Here is a 14,955-nt window from a genome sequence, read left to right as displayed (position 1 = left end):
CCGGCAGACCCGCGCCCGCACGGGCGGGTGTTCCGGACATCGGCCCCGTGGGAGAGGATCGCCAGGTGACGCACGTGAGCGGCTGGCGGGTCGTCGTCCCCGTCAAGGGGGGCGAGGAGGCCAAGACGCGGCTGGCGCTGCCCCGGCGCCAGGAGCTGGCGCTGGCGATGGCCCTGGACTGCCTGGCGGTGTGCCGGCGGACCCCCGGGGTGGGGCTGGTCGTGTGCGTGAGCGACGACCCCGTCGTGCTGCGCGCCGTGCGGGCCGCCGGCGTCGGGACGGTCTCGGCCGGCCGGCCGGGGCTGGGTGCGGCCGTGGCGGCGGGGCTGGCGAGCCTGGAGCGCGGCCCGACGGCCGTCCTGCTCGGGGACCTGCCGGCCCTGCGGTCCCGGGACCTGGCCGCCGCGCTCGCCCGGGCCCGCACCGTCCCCGGTCCCGCCCTGGTCACCGACGCGGCCGGGTCCGGCAGCGTCCTGCTCACCGACCCCGACGGCGACCTGCCGCACCGCTTCGGGCCCGACTCGGCCCGGCGCCACGTCGAGGCCGGCGCCGTCGTGCTGAGGGACCCCCTGCCCTCGCTGCGCCGCGACGTGGACACCGTGGCGGACCTGCGCTCGGCCCTGGCCCTGGGGGTCGGCCCGCACACGCGCGCCGCCCTGGCCCACGACCTGCCCGGCCTGCCCGGCCTGCCCGCCGTGCCCGATGTGCCCGCCCTCGACCTCCCGGCGGGCTGCGCCGGGCACGCCCGCTGAGACCCACCGCCCAGACCCGGAGAGAGCACCCCGTGAGCACCCCGCTGCCCGATCCCGCCCGCGTCCCGGAGCGGACCCGGCACGCCGCCCCGGCCGAACCCGTCCCGAGCGCGGCGGCGCTCGCCGAGGCCCTGGAGTCCGCGGCCGGTGCCGGTGCCGACGGCTGGGACGCCGCCGGCGCCGAGCGCGAGCACGCCCGCGTCCTGCTGCACGCCCGCGGTGACGACCTCGAGCAGGTGTGCGCGCTGGCGCGCCCCGTGCGCGACGAGGCCCTGCGCCGCGCCGGGCACCCCGGGACCATCACCTACTCCCGCAAGGTCTTCGTCCCGATCACCCGGTTGTGCCGGGACCGCTGCCACTACTGCACCTTCGCGACCGTCCCGGGCCGGCTGCCCGTGCTGTACCTCTCCGAGGACGACGTCCTGGCCATCGCCCGCGAGGGTGCGGCGATGGGCTGCAAGGAGGCGTTGTTCACCCTCGGCGACGCGCCCGAGGACCGCTGGCCGGCGGCCCGGCAGTGGCTGGCCGCGCGGGGTTTCGCCTCGACGCTGGAGTACGTGCAGCACCTGGCCCGCCGCGTCCTGGACGAGACGGGGCTGCTGCCGCACCTGAACCCCGGCGTCATGTCGTCCCAGGCCCTGACGTCCTCCCGGCCGCTGGCCCCCTCGATGGGGATGATGCTGGAGACGACGTCGCGGCGGTTGTGGACCGAACCGGGACAGGTGCACCACGGCTCCCCCGACAAGGACCCCGACCTGCGGGTGCGGGTGCTGCGCGACGCCGGCCGGGCCCGGGTGCCCTTCACCAGCGGGGTCCTGCTGGGGATCGGGGAGACCTCCGCCGAGCGGGTCGACTCCCTGCTGGTCCTGCGCGACGTCGCCCGCGAGTTCGACGGGATCCAGGAGGTCATCGTGCAGAACTTCCGCGCCAAGGACGACACCGCGATGCGCGGGGAGGCCGACCTGGAGCACCCCGAGTACGTGGCCACCCTCGCGGTGGCCCGCCTGCTGCTGGGCGCCGGCGTGTCGCTGCAGGCCCCGCCGAACCTGTCCGAGCCCGGTCAGCGCGAACAGCTCCTGGCCGCGGGGGTGGACGACTGGGGCGGGGTCTCCCCGCTGACGCCGGACCACGTCAACCCCGAACGGCCGTGGCCGCAGCTGGACGACCTCGCCGCGACCACCCGCGCGGCGGGTTTCGCCCTCGCCGAGCGGCTGACCGTCCACCCGCGGTTCGTGCTCGACGCGCTGGCGGGCAACGACACGTGGATCGACCCGGAACTGCACGCCGCGGTCGCGGCCCTGGCCGACCCGGTGACGGGGCTGGCGCGGGAGTCCGCGGTCCCGGTGGGGCGGGCGGCGTGAGCGCCGAGGCCCCGCCGCCCTCCGACGCCGAGGTGCGGATGGCCCGGTTCGTCGGCGAGCAGCTGCTGCCGGACGGCCGCCCGGAGATCGAGGAGTTCCTCAGCCGCGACGAGACGCTGTCCCTGGACGTGCTGACGGCCCTGGACGCCCCCTCGCCGGGGTTCACGTCGGTCTCCACACTGACGATGCACCGCTGCCCCAACCTGGTGGGGAGCACCGACGTGCGCGTCGAGCTCGTGACCGTGCTGGAGGGGGTGGAGGACCGGCTCGCCACGGGTCTGCTGGTGGCCTCGGCCTTCGCCGCGCTCGGGGAACCGTGGCCGCTGTCGCCCTCGACGGTGTTCCCCGGGATCGTCGCCGACCTGCTCGGCGGCCGCACCGAGCACCTGCTGTTCACCGCCCCGGGGACCTTCCCGCGCCTGGCGCGCTACCGGCTGGAACCGGGCGTCGACGTGCACTGGTTGCAGGCCGTCCCCGTGCACGAGAGCGAACGCCGGTTCCTGCTGCAGCACGGGCTGGACGCGCTGGAGGAGCGGTTCGAGGCGGCCGAGGTGCCGTTCTACGACGTGGACCGCGACGCCGTCGTCTGAACGAACCCCGTCTCCGCGGGACCGGGGCCGGGAACGCCACGAGGGCGGCCTCCCGAACGGGAGACCGCCCTCGCGGGTGGTGCTGGTGCTACGGGGTGCTGGACCCGAGTCGGTGACTCAGAAGTCCATGCCGCCCATGCCGCCGTCGCCACCGGCGGGGGCCGCAGCGGCCTTCTCCGGCTTGTCGGCGATGACGGCCTCGGTGGTGAGGAACAGCGCCGCGATGGAGGCGGCGTTCTGCAGCGCCGAGCGCGTCACCTTGACCGGGTCGTTGATGCCCGCGCCGAGCAGGTCCACGTACTCGCCGGTGGCGGCGTTCAGGCCGTGACCGGTGGGCAGGTTGCGGACCTTCTCCGCCACGACGCCACCCTCGAGACCGGCGTTGATCGCGATCTGCTTGAGCGGGGCCTCGACGGCGACCTTGACGATGTTCGCGCCCGTGGCCTCGTCACCGGCGAGGTCGAGCTTCTCGAACGCCGCGGTGCCGGCCTGGATGAGGGCCACGCCACCACCGGCGACGATGCCCTCCTCGACGGCGGCCTTCGCGTTGCGGACGGCGTCCTCGATGCGGTGCTTGCGCTCCTTCAGCTCGACCTCGGTCGCCGCACCGGCCTTGATGACGGCCACGCCGCCGGCCAGCTTCGCCAGACGCTCCTGGAGCTTCTCGCGGTCGTAGTCGGAGTCGCTGCGCTCGATCTCGGCGCGGATCTGGCCCACGCGGCCGGCGATGGCGTCGGCGTCGCCGGCACCCTCGACGATCGTGGTCTCGTCCTTGGTGACGACGACCTTGCGGGCGCGGCCCAGCAGGTCGAGGTCCGCGGTGTCGAGCTTGAGGCCGACCTCCTCGGAGATGACCTGGCCACCGGTGAGGATGGCGATGTCGCCGAGCATGGCCTTGCGGCGGTCGCCGAAGCCCGGGGCCTTGACGGCGACGGACTTGAAGGTGCCGCGGATCTTGTTGACGACGAGCGTCGCGAGGGCTTCGCCCTCGACGTCCTCGGCGACGATGACGAGCGGCTTGCCCGACTGCATGACCTTCTCCAGCAGCGGGAGCAGGTCCTTCACCGTGGAGATCTTGGAGTTGAGGATGAGGACGTAGGGGTCCTCGAGCTCGGTCTCCTGACGCTCGGCGTCGGTGACGAAGTAGGGCGAGATGTAGCCCTTGTCGAAGCGCATGCCCTCGGTGAGCTCGAGCTCGAGCCCGAAGGTGTTGCTCTCCTCGACGGTGATGACGCCTTCCTTGCCCACCTTGTCGAGGGCCTCGGCGATGAGCTCACCGATGGAGGCGTCCCCGGCGGAGATCCCGGCGGTGGCCGCGATCTGCTCCTTGGTGGTGACCTCCTTGGCGGCGCCGAGCAGCTGCTCGGTCACGGCCTCGACGGCCTTCTCGATGCCGCGCTTGAGGCCCATCGGGTTCGCACCCGCGGCCACGTTGCGCAGACCCTCGCGGACGAGCGCCTGGGCCAGGACGGTCGCGGTCGTGGTGCCGTCACCGGCCACGTCGTCCGTCTTCTTGGCGACTTCCTTGACGAGCTCGGCCCCGATCTTCTCGTAGGGGTCGTCGAGCTCGATCTCCTTGGCGATGGAGACACCGTCGTTGGTGATCGTGGGGGCGCCCCACTTCTTCTCCAGCACGACGTTGCGGCCCTTGGGGCCGAGCGTCACCTTGACCGCGTCGGCGAGCTGGTTCATCCCGCGCTCGAGACCGCGACGGGCCTCTTCGTCGAAGGCGATGATCTTGCTCATGCCTGGTGTTCCTCCCAGAAGACGGGCGGTGGGTGGTCGGAACGGCGCCCGCGACGGACGGACCGCAGCCCCGGGGTCACGTCCCCCGGCACCCGCGGACCTCACCGGACCGGCCGGGGAGCTTCGCTCCCGGGTCGAGTGCTTGTCACTCTCGACTCGAGAGTGCCAACGCCAATGTTGGCACTCTCCCACCCCGAGTGCAAACCCCTGCGCACCCGTCCGCCGAGGGCGGACACCGATCCGCGCGGGGCGGCCCGGACGCACGAGGGCCCGGGGTGGTCGACTCCACCCCGGGCCCCGCGCGACGTCCTGCCGGACCGGCGGCCGGCCCGGCCTCAGAGCGAGCGCACGCTCTCGGCCTGCGGGCCCTTCTGCCCCTGCCCGACCTCGAACTCGACCCGCTGCCCCTCCTCGAGGGACCGGTAGCCGTCCGCCACGATGGCGGAGTAGTGGACGAACACGTCCGCACCACCGTCGTCGACGGTGATGAAGCCGTACCCCTTCTCGGCGTTGAACCACTTCACGGTGCCCTGAGCCATTGACTTCTCCTGGTGCTGCAGCGAGCGGAAGACGCCTCCGGCGCTCGCCGGACACGGGTCTCACGCTGGCCGCGGCCACGAGGCCGCGCGCCAGGCCCGACGCGCGCCCCCCGGGAGGGTGTGCTCCTCGGACTGATCGACCGAGGCCCAGGTTAGTGGCGCGAGGGTCACCGCGGACAAGGTTCTGTGAACATCGTCTTCACGAACGGGTCACGGCCCGGACGCCTCACAGCACCCCGTCGACGGCCCCGAGCAACGGTTCCAGCACGGCGCGCACCGCCAGGACGGCACCGGCGACGACCGCGGCGGCGACCAGCAGCCACACCAGGACGAGCACGGCCACCCCGGCCGGACCCCGGCGCGTGCGGTGCGCACCGCGGCGGGCGGCGAGCTGGCGGGAGCGCTGACCCCGACCGCTCAGGGCTGCACGCCCAGACGGCGGGCCGAGCGTGCGCGCTGCCGGCTCGAGCGCATCCGGCGCAGCCGCTTGACGAGCATCGGGTCGTGGGCGAGGGCCGCCGGGGTGTCGATGAGGGCGTTCAGGAGCTGGTAGTAGCGCGTCGGGGACAGGTCGAACAGCTCGCGCACGGCCTGCTCCTTGGCGCCGGCGTACTTCCACCACTGGCGCTCGAAGGCGAGGATCTCCGCGTCGCGGCGGGTCAGGCCCTCCGGCAGCCGACCGGCCTCGGCCCCGGCCTGCGCCCCGGCCTGCGCCCCGGCCTGCGCCCCGGCCTGCGTCTCGGCCTCACCCGCCGGGCCCCCCGCGGGTGCCTCGGACTCGATCCGTGCCGTCGCGTCCCAGCGCTCCACGTGCCCCACCCCTCTCGACCGAGCCCCCGGCCAGCAGCTCGAGCGGCAAGTCTAGGAGCGCCCCCCGACATCGCCGCCCACCCCGGCCCGCGTGGCGCGGACCGCGCGCCGCCGGCCGGGCGTGGGTAGCGTCCCACCCGTGCCCGCCGACCCAGCCGCCCCACGCGTCCCGAAGGTCTTCCCGCCCACGGCCGCGGACCCGGCCGGTCTGGGCCTGGACGACCTCGACCCCGGCTGGGCGCGGGCCCTGGCCCCCGTGCGCGCCGACCTCGAGGCGATCTCCGCCGCGCTGGCGGGCGAGCAGGACTGGCTGCCCGCGGCCGGGGACGTCCTGCGCGCGTTCCGGCAGCCGTTCGAGGAGGTGCGCGTCCTGCTCGTGGGCCAGGACCCCTACCCCACCGCCGGGCACCCGATCGGGCTGAGCTTCGCCGTCGAACCGCACGTGCGGCCGCTGCCGCGCAGCCTGGTCAACATCGGCCGGGAGCTGCGCGAGGACGTCGGCGTCGAACCCCCCGCGCACGGGGACCTGTCGTCGTGGACGGGGGCGGGGGTCCTGCTGCTCAACCGCGTCCTGACCGTGCGGGCGGGCAGTTCCGGCTCGCACCGGCGCCTGGGCTGGCAGGCCGTCACCGACGCCGCGGTGCGCGCCCTGGCCGCGCGCGGTGGCCCGCTCGTGGCGCTGCTGTGGGGCAGGGACGCCCAGCAGGTCCAGCCGCTGCTGGCCGGGGTCCCCGTCGTGACCGGGGTGCACCCCAGCCCCCTGTCCGCCTCGCGCGGGTTCTTCGGCTCCCGCCCCTTCAGCCGCGTCGACGCGCTGCTGCGCGAGGCCGGGGGCGAGGGGATCGACTGGCGCCTGGCCTGAGCCCGCGCGCCGCCGGCGGGGTGGAGCGGGCGCGTCCCCGGGCCTAGGGCACGATCACCCCATGACGTCCCCCTCCGTGCAGCGCAGCCCCTTCGGCCGGACCCGGCGGGGTGAGCCGGTCGAGCGGTGGGAGCTGCGCCTGCCCTCCGGTGCCAGCGCGGCCGTGCTCACCCGCGGGGCCACGCTGCAGCAGGTCCGCGTGCCCGACGCCCGGGGCGAGCTCGGCGACGTCGTCGTCGCGCTGGGCGACGTCGCGGCGTACGAGGCCGCCGAGGGCTACCCCGGCGCGAGCGTGGGCCGGGTGGCGAACCGGCTGGCGGGTGGCCGGTTCACCCTCGACGGCGCCGAGCACGCCGTCCCCCGCAACGACGGCCCCAACGCCCTGCACGGCGGGCTGGAGGGTTTCGACCAGCGGGTGTGGAACGCGCAGGAGACCGAGGTCGACGGCGCCCCCGCGGTCCGGTTGTCCCTGACCAGCCCGGACGGTGACATGGGGTTCCCCGGCACGCTGGAGGTCTCCTGCACGTACTCGCTGCGCCAGGACGGCGAGCAGGTCGTGCTGCGCCTGGACCACCACGCCACCACCGACGCCCCGACCCCGGTGAACCTGACGAACCACGCCTACTTCGCCCTCGACGGGGCCGGCTCCGTGGAGGACCACGTGGTGCAGGTCGCGGCCTCGCGCTACCTGCCCGTGGACGAGGACCTCATCCCGACCGGCGAGCTGGCCCCGACGGCGGGCACCCCGTTCGACTTCTCCTCCCCCACCCGCGTCGGGGAGCACCTGCGCGACGCCGACGAGCAGCTGCTGCGCGCCGGGGGCTACGACCACTGCCTCGTCCTCGACGAGCCGGGCACGTTCCGCGAGGTGGGGTCGGTCTCGGGCCCGCGCTCGGGCCGCACGGTCCGGGTCCGCACCGACGCACCGGGGTTGCAGTTCTACACGGGCAACTTCCTCGACGGTTCCTGGCGGACCGCGCAGGGCCGGCCCGTCCGGCAGGGCGACGCGCTGTGCCTGGAGACCCAGCTCCTGCCCGACGCCGTGAACCAGCCGGCGCTCGCCGCCCTGGGGGAACCGGTGCTGCGGCCGGGCGAGGAGTTCGCCACGACGACCGAGTACCTCTTCACCACGTCGACCGCGGGCTGACCCCTAGCGGGCGGCGTCGGCGGCGGCGCTGTCCGCGACGGCCCGCGCCCGGACGGCCTGGAGGTGCTCGCGCATCCGCGCGGCCGCCTGCGAGCCGTCGCGGGTGCGCAGCGCCTCGACCACGGCGGCGTGCTCGGCGATGGCCGGCCCGGCGTCGGTGACCCCGCGACCGACCAGCCGGAGGCGGAACCGCTGGAGCTGACCGTTCAGCCCCTCGAAGGCGTCGGCGAGGAACCCGTTGCCGCCCGCGCGGTTCACGAGGCGGTGGAACTCGTGGTCGGCGCGGTGGTAGTCCTGGTAGTCGACGAAGGACGGCCCCGTGGGGGCGCACGTCATGCGCCGCACCGTGTCCGCCAGCTCCGCCAGGAGGGCCTCGTCGACGCGGGCGGCGGCCGCGGCGACGTTGTGGCACTCCAGCAGCAGGCGGGCGTCCATGAGCTGGTCGACCTCCTCGCGCGAGAGCAGCCCCGCGACGCGGTAGCCGCGCATGGCGACCCGTTCGACCAGGCCCGTGGACTCGATGCGCGCCATCGCCTCGCGCACCGGGGTCGGGGAGACGCCGAGCGTGCGGGCGAGGCCGTCGATGCTCAGGGCCTGCCCCGGCGCGGCGTTGCCGTCCATGAGCCAGGCCAGCAACGAGGCGTGGACGGAGTCGGCGAGCGATTCGCGCGCGGGCGGGGCCGGCGGCGCGGATCGGGTCCTCACGCCCTGATCGTAGCCAGCGGCCCGCGGGGGTGGGACCGTCGACGCGGTGGGCCGGCGGGTCCGGCCCTGCGCGTCGACGATCCGGGACCGGGGGGCGTCAGGCGCGCTGGACGGTGACCTTCGGCGGGGTCTGCAGGGTCTGGGCGATGACGCAGTAGCGCTCGGCCAGCGTGATCATCTTCTGCTCGGTCGCCTCGTCGGCGTCGGAGGTGAAGTCGAAGGTGATGGTCACGTCGGTGATGCCGACGGGCACCTCCCGGGCCACGCCCAGGGTGCCGCGGGCGTCCCAGTGCGCCTCGGCGGTCACGGAGGCGTTGCGCAGCTCGACGCCCATGGCGGTCGCGACGCTGCGCAGGGTCACCCCGGCGCACGCGGCGACGGCCTCGCAGAGCATGTCGGCCGAGCACGCCTCGGTGCCGTCCCCACCGGCGGCGGGGTGCAGGCCCGCGCGGGTCGTCCCGGCGAAGCCGTCGACCGAGACGCCGATGGACTGCCCGTCGAGCACGGCGACGGCCTTGGCCGGCACCAGCGCCTTGGCCGGGTCCTCCCGGTAGGAGTCCTTCAACGGCTTCTGCAGGGCCCTCAGCTCGGTCGAATCCACCGGCGCAGCTTAGGCCCGGTCCCGGCCCGACCCGCAACCTCTCCCACACTGGGGTCCGTGAAGTGGACCACCGCCCTGCGGACCCTCGAGGACGTCGCCGACCGCTGCGCGCACGTGAGCCGTCAGCCCGCCGGGATCGTGCGGCTGCGCGTGAGCGAGGCGTGGGTGTTCGGCGCGCTGCTCGGGCCCCGCCGCGACGACCTGCCGGACGCCGACGCCGTCCAGGTGGCGCTGGTGACGAACGCGGCCGAGGAGGACAGCGCCGCCGGCACCCGGCCACCGGCGGGCGGGCACTGGCTGGCCGCCTCCGGGCTGGAGACCAGACCGGTGGTGCTGTGGTTCCGGTCGGCGCAGGCGCCGGTGTGGAACCACGTCGTGGACCGGCCCGTGCGGTTCTGGACCGAGCACGACGGCCTGGACCACGACGTGCTCGTGCAGCTGCGCGCCGGGGACGGGGCCGCGCTGCGACCGGCGGCCCCCGCACCGGGCGAACTCGTCGAGCGCCTCGGGCGGGAACTGCGCGTGAGCCGGGAGGCGTTGCGCCGCAGCGCCGTGGAGTACGACGACAAGCGCTGGTCGCCGGGGTCGCCGGCCAAGCGGGGAGACGTCCTGGCCGACGCCGCCCTCGGGTACCTGGCCGTCGCCGACGCCCTGGACCGGGCGCGGGAGGCGGCCGCGGGCTGAGCGGGCCGGTCGCCGCGCCCGGCCCGGGCACCGCGTCACCGGTGCTACCGTTGCGGCAGGTCATGAGTGACAACGGCAAGCCCTGGCTCGTTGTCCGGCAACCCTCCCCCGCGGTGGGGTGCCCCAGGTGAGGACCTGGCCGGACGTCCCCGTCCGGCAAGCGCGGATCAACGGACACCGTCGAGCACGGGGTGCTGCGAGCCGCGCGCCCGCCGAACGACTCCCGGAGTGATCCCGTGTCCAACACCCCCGCCCTGCCCGACAAGCCCAAGCGCCGCGGCCTGCTCATCGGTGTGGTCGCCGCCGTCGTCGTCGCGATCGTCGTGGTCGTCGCCGTCGTCCTGGGTACCCGGGACGACAGCACCAGCACGAGCGCCGCCGGTGGCACCGGACCGACGACGGTGAAGATCGGCGTCGCCGACAAGTCCCTGAAGTACTGGACGCCCTACGTCGAGCTCGCCAAGTCCAGGTACGACGTCGACGTCGAGCTGATCAACTTCTCCGACTACACCCAGCCGAACCCGGCGCTGTCGCAGGACCAGCTGGACCTCAACCAGTTCCAGCACATCCAGTACCTCGCGAACTACAACGCGACCGCGGGCGACGACCTGCAGCCCATCGGCGCCACCGCCGTGTACCCGCTGCCGCTGTACTCCCTGACGGCGAAGTCCGTCGCCGAACTCCCCGCCGACGCCAAGGTCGCGATCCCGAACGACGCGATCAACGAGGCCCGTGGCCTCCTGGTCCTGCAGCAGGCCGGTCTGGTCACGCTGAAGGACGGCGGCACGGCGTTCTCCAAGACGAACGACATCGAGTCGTCCAAGGTCCAGGTGACCACCGTCGCCGCGGACCAGACCGCGAGCGCCCTGCAGTCCGGGTCCGTGGCCGCCGCGATCGTGAACAACAACTACGCCACCAAGGCGGGCCTGCCGGTCGAGGACATCATCGTCAAGGACGACCCGTCGTCCCCCGCCGCGGCGCCGTACGTGAACATCTTCACGGCCCGCAAGGCCGACGTCGGCAACCAGACGTACCTGGACCTGGCCGCGCTGTGGCACGACCCGGCCGTGCAGGAGGTCTTCCTGGAGGAGAACCCGGGCGCGGTCGTCCAGGACGTCCCGGCGGCGGACCTGCAGGCGGAGACGACGAAGGTCGAGGCCGACGCGAAGGCTGCCGCGGACAAGTGACGGCTCTCATCTCGCTGACGGACGTCAGCAAGAGCTTCGACCGTCGTGACGGTTCCACCGTCACGGCGGTCGACGCCGTTTCGCTGGAGGTCGAGACCGGCGAGGTCCTCGCGGTCATCGGCTACTCGGGAGCCGGGAAGTCGACCCTCGTCCGGTTGCTCAACGCGCTGGAGAAGCCGACGTCGGGCAGCGTCCTGGTCGCCGGGCAGGACCTCACGACGTTGTCCGAGGGGGAACTCCGGGCGGCCCGCTCGAAGATCGGGATGATCTTCCAGCAGTTCAACCTGTTCCGGTCCCGCACGGTCGCCGGGAACGTGGCCTACCCGTTGAAGGTCGCGGGCGGGAACAAGGCCGAACGCGACCGGCGCACCGCCGAGCTCCTCGACTTCGTGGGGTTGCTGGACCGGGCCCACTCCTACCCCGAGCAGTTGTCGGGCGGGCAGAAGCAGCGCGTCGGCATCGCGCGGGCACTGGCGACGAACCCGCCGCTGCTGCTGTGCGACGAGGCGACGAGCGCGCTGGACCCGGAGACGACGACCGAGGTCCTGTCGCTGCTGCGCCGGGTGAACACCGAGCTCGGGGTGACGATCGTCGTCATCACGCACGAGATGGACGCGGTGCGGCAGATCGCCGACCGGGTCGCGGTCATGGAGAACGGCCGGCTCGTGGAGATCGGGGACGTGTACGACGTGTTCTCGGACCCGCAGACCCCCGCCGCGCAGCGGTTCGTGCGCAGCGCCACCCACGACCGGCCGTCCGCGGACACCCTGGCGCGGTTGCGCCACCAGCACCCGGGGCGGATCGTCAGCGTGCGCATCACCGACGAGGCCGGCCTGCAGCAGCGGATCGACGCGGCGTTCCGGCAGACCGGCACGACCGCCGAGCTGGTGTACGGCGGGGTCTCGGAGATCCGTGAGCGCCGCACCGGGTCGCTGACCTACGAACTCACCGGGCCCTCCGTCGACGCGGCGCTGGACGCGCTGCGCGCCGGGGGCATCCACGCGGACGAGGAGGTCTGAGCATGGACTTCAGCGGTTTCCTCGACACGCTGGACGTGTTCAAGGACGCGATCTGGCAGACGCTGCTCATGTCGGTCGTCTCGTTGATCGTCTCCGGGGTGATCGGCCTGGCGCTCGGGACGGCGCTGTACGCGACGCGCCCCGGGAACCTGTTCGGCAACCGGCTGGTGTTCGGGATCATCGGTTTCGTCGTCAACCTGGTGCGGCCCATCCCGTTCGTCATCTTCCTCGCGGCGATCACGCCGCTGCAGATCGCGGTGGTGCGCACGACGATCGGGACGACGGCCGTCACCTTCGCGATCTCGCTGGCGGCGGCGTTCGCCGTGGCGCGGATCGTGGAGCAGTCCCTCGTGAGCGTCGACCCGGGCGTGGTCGAGGCGGCCCGCGCGGTGGGCGCCTCGCGGTTCTCGATCCTCGTCGGCGTCGTCATCCCCGAAGGGCTCGGGCCGCTCATCCTGGGCTACACGTTCATCTTCATCGGTATCGTCGACATGACGGCGCAGGCCGGGATCGTCGGCGGCGGCGGCCTGGGCGAGTACGCCATCAGCTACGGCAAGCAGCAGTACGACTACGGGATCATCTACGTGGCGGTGGCGGCGATCGTCGTCATCGTGCAGGTGGGTCAGATCCTCGGGAACCGGCTGGCGCGCGGGGTCATGCGCCGCTGACCGGACGGGGTCCTACGGGCAGAAGACCCGCCAGACGTCGGTGTGCATCTCGAAGCGCTCCGACGTCTGCGGGTCCGTCACCTCCCCGTCGGAGTTCAGCCGGAAGGCACCGGACTCGGCGGTGATCTCCACGACGCTGCCCGCCGCCGTGGTGACGTCCTGGCGTTCGACGTGGACGCCGCGGCGCAGCCCGGCGGCGAAGCCGAGCCGGGCCAGCGGCCCCGTCGAGGTGCTCACCACGACGTCGGCGACCCCGTCGTGGGGGTCGGCACCCGGCACGAGGGGCGCACCGCCGCCGATGGTGCCGCCGATGCCGATGCCGACCATGAGGACGGGCTCGGGACCGGGGGCCACGACCTGCCCGTCGACCTCCACGCGCAGCCGGAACCCCCGGCCCGCGCTGACCCCGGCCCACGCCGCCCCCAGCGGGTAGGCCAGCGCCCCCAGCCTTTTCTTGAACCGTTGCGCGGTGGCGGTCGCGGCCGCCCCGATGCCGGCGTGGACGGTGTTGACGGTGATGCGGTCGCGGGAGTCGACGAGCAGTTCCAGGGCGCGGGGCCGGCCCGACGTGACGACCCGGGCCGCGGCCACCGGGTCCAGGGGCAGGCGCAGCGACCGGGCGAGGTCGTTGCCGGTGCCGAGGGGGACGATGCCCAGCGGGCCCACGTCCCACGTGCACCGGGCGTCCCAGAGCAGTTGCAACGCCGCGTGCAGGGACCCGTCGCCGCCGAGCAGGACGATCTGCCGCCCACCCGCGCCCAGCAGGGCCTCGCGCAGCTCCTCCAGGCTGCCGGTGCGGCGCAGCTCGACGTCCCCGGCCCGGCCCAGCTCGCCGACGACGGCGCCCACCGCGTCGGACCCGGCGGACCCGGCGCCCGCGTTGACGAGGGCCAGGAAGCTCCGGTCGTCCCGTCCGTGCTGGTTCACGCCGGGTCCAACGCCCGGCGCGCCGCACCGGTGCCGCCCGCGGCACGGGTCACGGCACGGGTCACCGTGCGGGTCACGGTGCGGGTCGCGGTGGCCCTCACAGGGTGCCCCACGTGCCGTCGGTGCCCAGGACCTCGCCCCGGCCCTGCCACCGGTAGACCGGGCGCCCGCCGAGGACGACGTGCAGCGCGCGGGACATGACGTCGAGGGGGTTCCCGGACCAGACCACGACGTCACCGTCGAGGCCGGGGGCCAGGGACCCGACCCGGTCGTCCAGGCCGAGGATGCGCGCGGGGTTGAGCGTCAGCGCCCGCAGCGCCTCGTGGGGGTCCATCCCCTCCCTGACCGCGAACGCGGCCGAGACGGGCAGGAACTGGATCGGGACCACGGGGTGGTCCGTCGTCAGCGCGACCCGCAGGCCCGCACCGGCGAGCAGGCCGGGCACGGCCAGGGACCGGTGCCGCAGCTCGGGTTTGGACCGGGAGGTCAGCAGCGGCCCGACCACGGCGGGCAGACCGTGCTTGCGCAGCAGGTCCAGCACGCGGTGGCCCTCGGTGACGTGGTTGAGCACCAGCCGGTGGCCGAACTCCTCGGCCAGCCGCACGGCCGTCGCGATGTCGTCGGCGCGGTGGGCGTGCTGGTGCCACAGGAGTTCCCCGTCCAGGACACGGGCCAGGACCTCGGCGTCGCGGTCGGCGCCCGTCGCCGGGCCGGGCCGCTCCCCCGCCGCCAGGGCCCGTTCGCGGTCGGCGGCGAACCGCTGCGCCGCGGCGAAGGCGTCGCGCAGGGCGGCGGCGATCCCCATCCGGGTGCGGGGGCCGCGGCCGGAGCCGTTCTTCTTCGGGTTCTCCCCCAGCGCGCTCTTGACCCCCAGCGGGGCGCGCAGCAGCATCTCCTCGACCGTGCCGCCCCAGGTCTTCAGGGCGCTGGTCTGGCCCCCGATGACGTTGGCCGACCCGGGCAGCACCGCGACGGTCGTGACCCCGGTGGCGAGGGCGTCGGCGAACCCCTGGTCGGCCGGGTCGACGCCGTCCCACGTGCGCAGCCGCGCACCGCCGGGCTCGCCCTTCTCGTTGACGTCCGCGCCGTGCCAGCCCTCCCCCTCGGCGTGCACGCCGAGGTGGGTGTGCGGGTCGACGAAGCCGGGCAGGACCCAGCGACCGGTGGCGTCGAGCACGGGGACGTCGGCGGGCACGGGCACCTCGGAGACCGGGCCCACCGCGACGATGCGCCCGTCGCGGACCAGGACCGTCCCGGGGACCGACCCGCCGTCCCACTGCGGGGTCAGGGTCAGGACGTTCCCCCCGACGACGGCGACGTCACGCTGGGGGTGCTCACGGGTGCGGTCGTCCACGCC

15 protein-coding genes, 1 pseudogene and 1 riboswitch are annotated in these 14,955 nt (G+C 74.4%); of the genes and pseudogenes, 9 read left to right on the top strand and 7 right to left on the bottom strand.

All coding sequences use genetic code 11. The annotated features are described in order from the left end of the window. Window positions 1-65: 65 nt before the first annotated feature. The 3 genes and pseudogenes from cofC (at window position 66) to AB2L27_RS13040 (ending at window position 2,703) form a co-directional block, all read left to right on the top strand. Window positions 66-752 carry a 2-phospho-L-lactate guanylyltransferase gene (gene cofC / locus AB2L27_RS13050; RefSeq protein WP_370441909.1) on the top strand — a complete coding sequence of 229 codons (687 nt, stop codon included), beginning with the start codon at window positions 66-68 and terminating at the stop codon, window positions 750-752. Between the two features lie 44 nt (window positions 753-796). After that, a pseudogene (gene cofG / locus AB2L27_RS13045) lies at window positions 797-2,104 on the top strand (7,8-didemethyl-8-hydroxy-5-deazariboflavin synthase CofG); the annotation flags it as partial. A 5-nt stretch (window positions 2,105-2,109) separates the two neighbouring features. Beyond that, window positions 2,110-2,703: a suppressor of fused domain protein gene (locus tag AB2L27_RS13040; protein ID WP_370441908.1), complete on the top strand. Its 594-nt coding sequence runs from the start codon at window positions 2,110-2,112 to the stop codon at window positions 2,701-2,703. 117 nt (window positions 2,704-2,820) lie between these two features. On the opposite strand, the gene groL is transcribed toward AB2L27_RS13040, so the two are convergent. The 3 genes from groL to AB2L27_RS13025 all read right to left on the bottom strand — a co-directional run bounded on the left by groL (window position 2,821) and on the right by AB2L27_RS13025 (window position 5,663). Further along, complete coding sequence (groL, locus tag AB2L27_RS13035) at window positions 2,821-4,449, bottom strand: chaperonin GroEL (protein ID WP_370441907.1); 1,629 nt, start codon at window positions 4,447-4,449, stop codon at window positions 2,821-2,823. Between the two features lie 335 nt (window positions 4,450-4,784). Beyond that, window positions 4,785-4,988 (bottom strand): cold-shock protein, encoded by a 204-nt coding sequence (locus AB2L27_RS13030; protein WP_370441906.1) that lies wholly within the window; start codon window positions 4,986-4,988, stop codon window positions 4,785-4,787. 417 nt (window positions 4,989-5,405) lie between these two features. Continuing rightward, window positions 5,406-5,663 carry a DUF3263 domain-containing protein gene (locus tag AB2L27_RS13025; RefSeq protein ID WP_370442000.1) on the bottom strand — a complete coding sequence of 86 codons (258 nt, stop codon included), beginning with the start codon at window positions 5,661-5,663 and terminating at the stop codon, window positions 5,406-5,408. Window positions 5,664-6,006: 343 nt separating this feature from the next. On the opposite strand from AB2L27_RS13025, the gene AB2L27_RS13020 reads away from it, so the two are divergent. Both AB2L27_RS13020 and AB2L27_RS13015 read left to right on the top strand, forming a co-directional pair. Further along, window positions 6,007-6,660, top strand: coding sequence for a uracil-DNA glycosylase (locus tag AB2L27_RS13020; protein WP_370441999.1), 654 nt, complete (start codon window positions 6,007-6,009; stop codon window positions 6,658-6,660). A 61-nt stretch (window positions 6,661-6,721) separates the two neighbouring features. Then, window positions 6,722-7,807: an aldose epimerase family protein gene (locus AB2L27_RS13015; RefSeq protein ID WP_370441905.1), complete on the top strand. Its 1,086-nt coding sequence runs from the start codon at window positions 6,722-6,724 to the stop codon at window positions 7,805-7,807. A 3-nt stretch (window positions 7,808-7,810) separates the two neighbouring features. Here the strand turns inward: AB2L27_RS13015 and AB2L27_RS13010 are convergent, their stop codons facing one another. Then, window positions 7,811-8,512: a GntR family transcriptional regulator gene (locus AB2L27_RS13010; protein ID WP_370441904.1), complete on the bottom strand. Its 702-nt coding sequence runs from the start codon at window positions 8,510-8,512 to the stop codon at window positions 7,811-7,813. Window positions 8,513-8,609: 97 nt separating this feature from the next. Then, on the bottom strand, window positions 8,610-9,113 hold the full coding sequence (locus AB2L27_RS13005) for an OsmC family protein (protein WP_370441903.1): 504 nt from the start codon (window positions 9,111-9,113) through the stop codon (window positions 8,610-8,612). Between the two features lie 57 nt (window positions 9,114-9,170). On the opposite strand from AB2L27_RS13005, the gene AB2L27_RS13000 reads away from it, so the two are divergent. From AB2L27_RS13000 to AB2L27_RS12985, 4 genes are all read left to right on the top strand, one after another. Beyond that, window positions 9,171-9,797, top strand: coding sequence for a DUF7711 family protein (locus AB2L27_RS13000; RefSeq protein WP_370441902.1), 627 nt, complete (start codon window positions 9,171-9,173; stop codon window positions 9,795-9,797). A gap of 58 nt (window positions 9,798-9,855) precedes the next feature. Further along, a riboswitch (SAM riboswitch) is annotated at window positions 9,856-9,966 on the top strand. 67 nt (window positions 9,967-10,033) lie between these two features. Next, window positions 10,034-10,984, top strand: coding sequence for a MetQ/NlpA family ABC transporter substrate-binding protein (locus AB2L27_RS12995; protein ID WP_370441901.1), 951 nt, complete (start codon window positions 10,034-10,036; stop codon window positions 10,982-10,984). Continuing rightward, window positions 10,981-12,003 carry a methionine ABC transporter ATP-binding protein gene (locus AB2L27_RS12990; RefSeq protein ID WP_370441900.1) on the top strand — a complete coding sequence of 341 codons (1,023 nt, stop codon included), beginning with the start codon at window positions 10,981-10,983 and terminating at the stop codon, window positions 12,001-12,003. Before AB2L27_RS12995 ends, AB2L27_RS12990 begins: the two co-directional genes overlap by 4 nt. A gap of 2 nt (window positions 12,004-12,005) precedes the next feature. Then, complete coding sequence (locus tag AB2L27_RS12985) at window positions 12,006-12,671, top strand: methionine ABC transporter permease (protein WP_370441899.1); 666 nt, start codon at window positions 12,006-12,008, stop codon at window positions 12,669-12,671. Between the two features lie 12 nt (window positions 12,672-12,683). On the opposite strand, the gene AB2L27_RS12980 is transcribed toward AB2L27_RS12985, so the two are convergent. Further along, the gene (locus AB2L27_RS12980) at window positions 12,684-13,598 is read right to left on the bottom strand and encodes a diacylglycerol/lipid kinase family protein (RefSeq protein WP_370441898.1); all 915 of its coding nucleotides are present in this window, start codon (window positions 13,596-13,598) and stop codon (window positions 12,684-12,686) included. A 97-nt stretch (window positions 13,599-13,695) separates the two neighbouring features. Next, window positions 13,696-14,952, bottom strand: a complete 1,257-nt coding sequence (locus AB2L27_RS12975) for an amidohydrolase (RefSeq protein WP_370441897.1) — start codon at window positions 14,950-14,952, stop codon at window positions 13,696-13,698. Window positions 14,953-14,955: the final 3 nt, after the last annotated feature.

Source organism: Kineococcus halophytocola (assembly GCF_041276425.1).
GTDB lineage: Bacteria > Actinomycetota > Actinomycetes > Actinomycetales > Kineococcaceae > Kineococcus > Kineococcus halophytocola.
This window is presented reverse-complemented; position numbering and strand designations above follow the sequence as displayed.

What these genes read in the sequence shown, in the direction of transcription:
- groL (WP_370441907.1), bottom strand. Translation starts at nt 4,449, where the DNA reads ATGAGCAAGATCATCGCCTTCGACGAAGAGGCCCGTCGCGGTCTCGAG.
- AB2L27_RS13030 (WP_370441906.1), bottom strand. Translation starts at nt 4,988, where the DNA reads ATGGCTCAGGGCACCGTGAAGTGGTTCAACGCCGAGAAGGGGTACGGC.
- AB2L27_RS13015 (WP_370441905.1), top strand. Translation starts at nt 6,722, where the DNA reads ATGACGTCCCCCTCCGTGCAGCGCAGCCCCTTCGGCCGGACCCGGCGG.
- AB2L27_RS12985 (WP_370441899.1), top strand. Translation starts at nt 12,006, where the DNA reads ATGGACTTCAGCGGTTTCCTCGACACGCTGGACGTGTTCAAGGACGCG.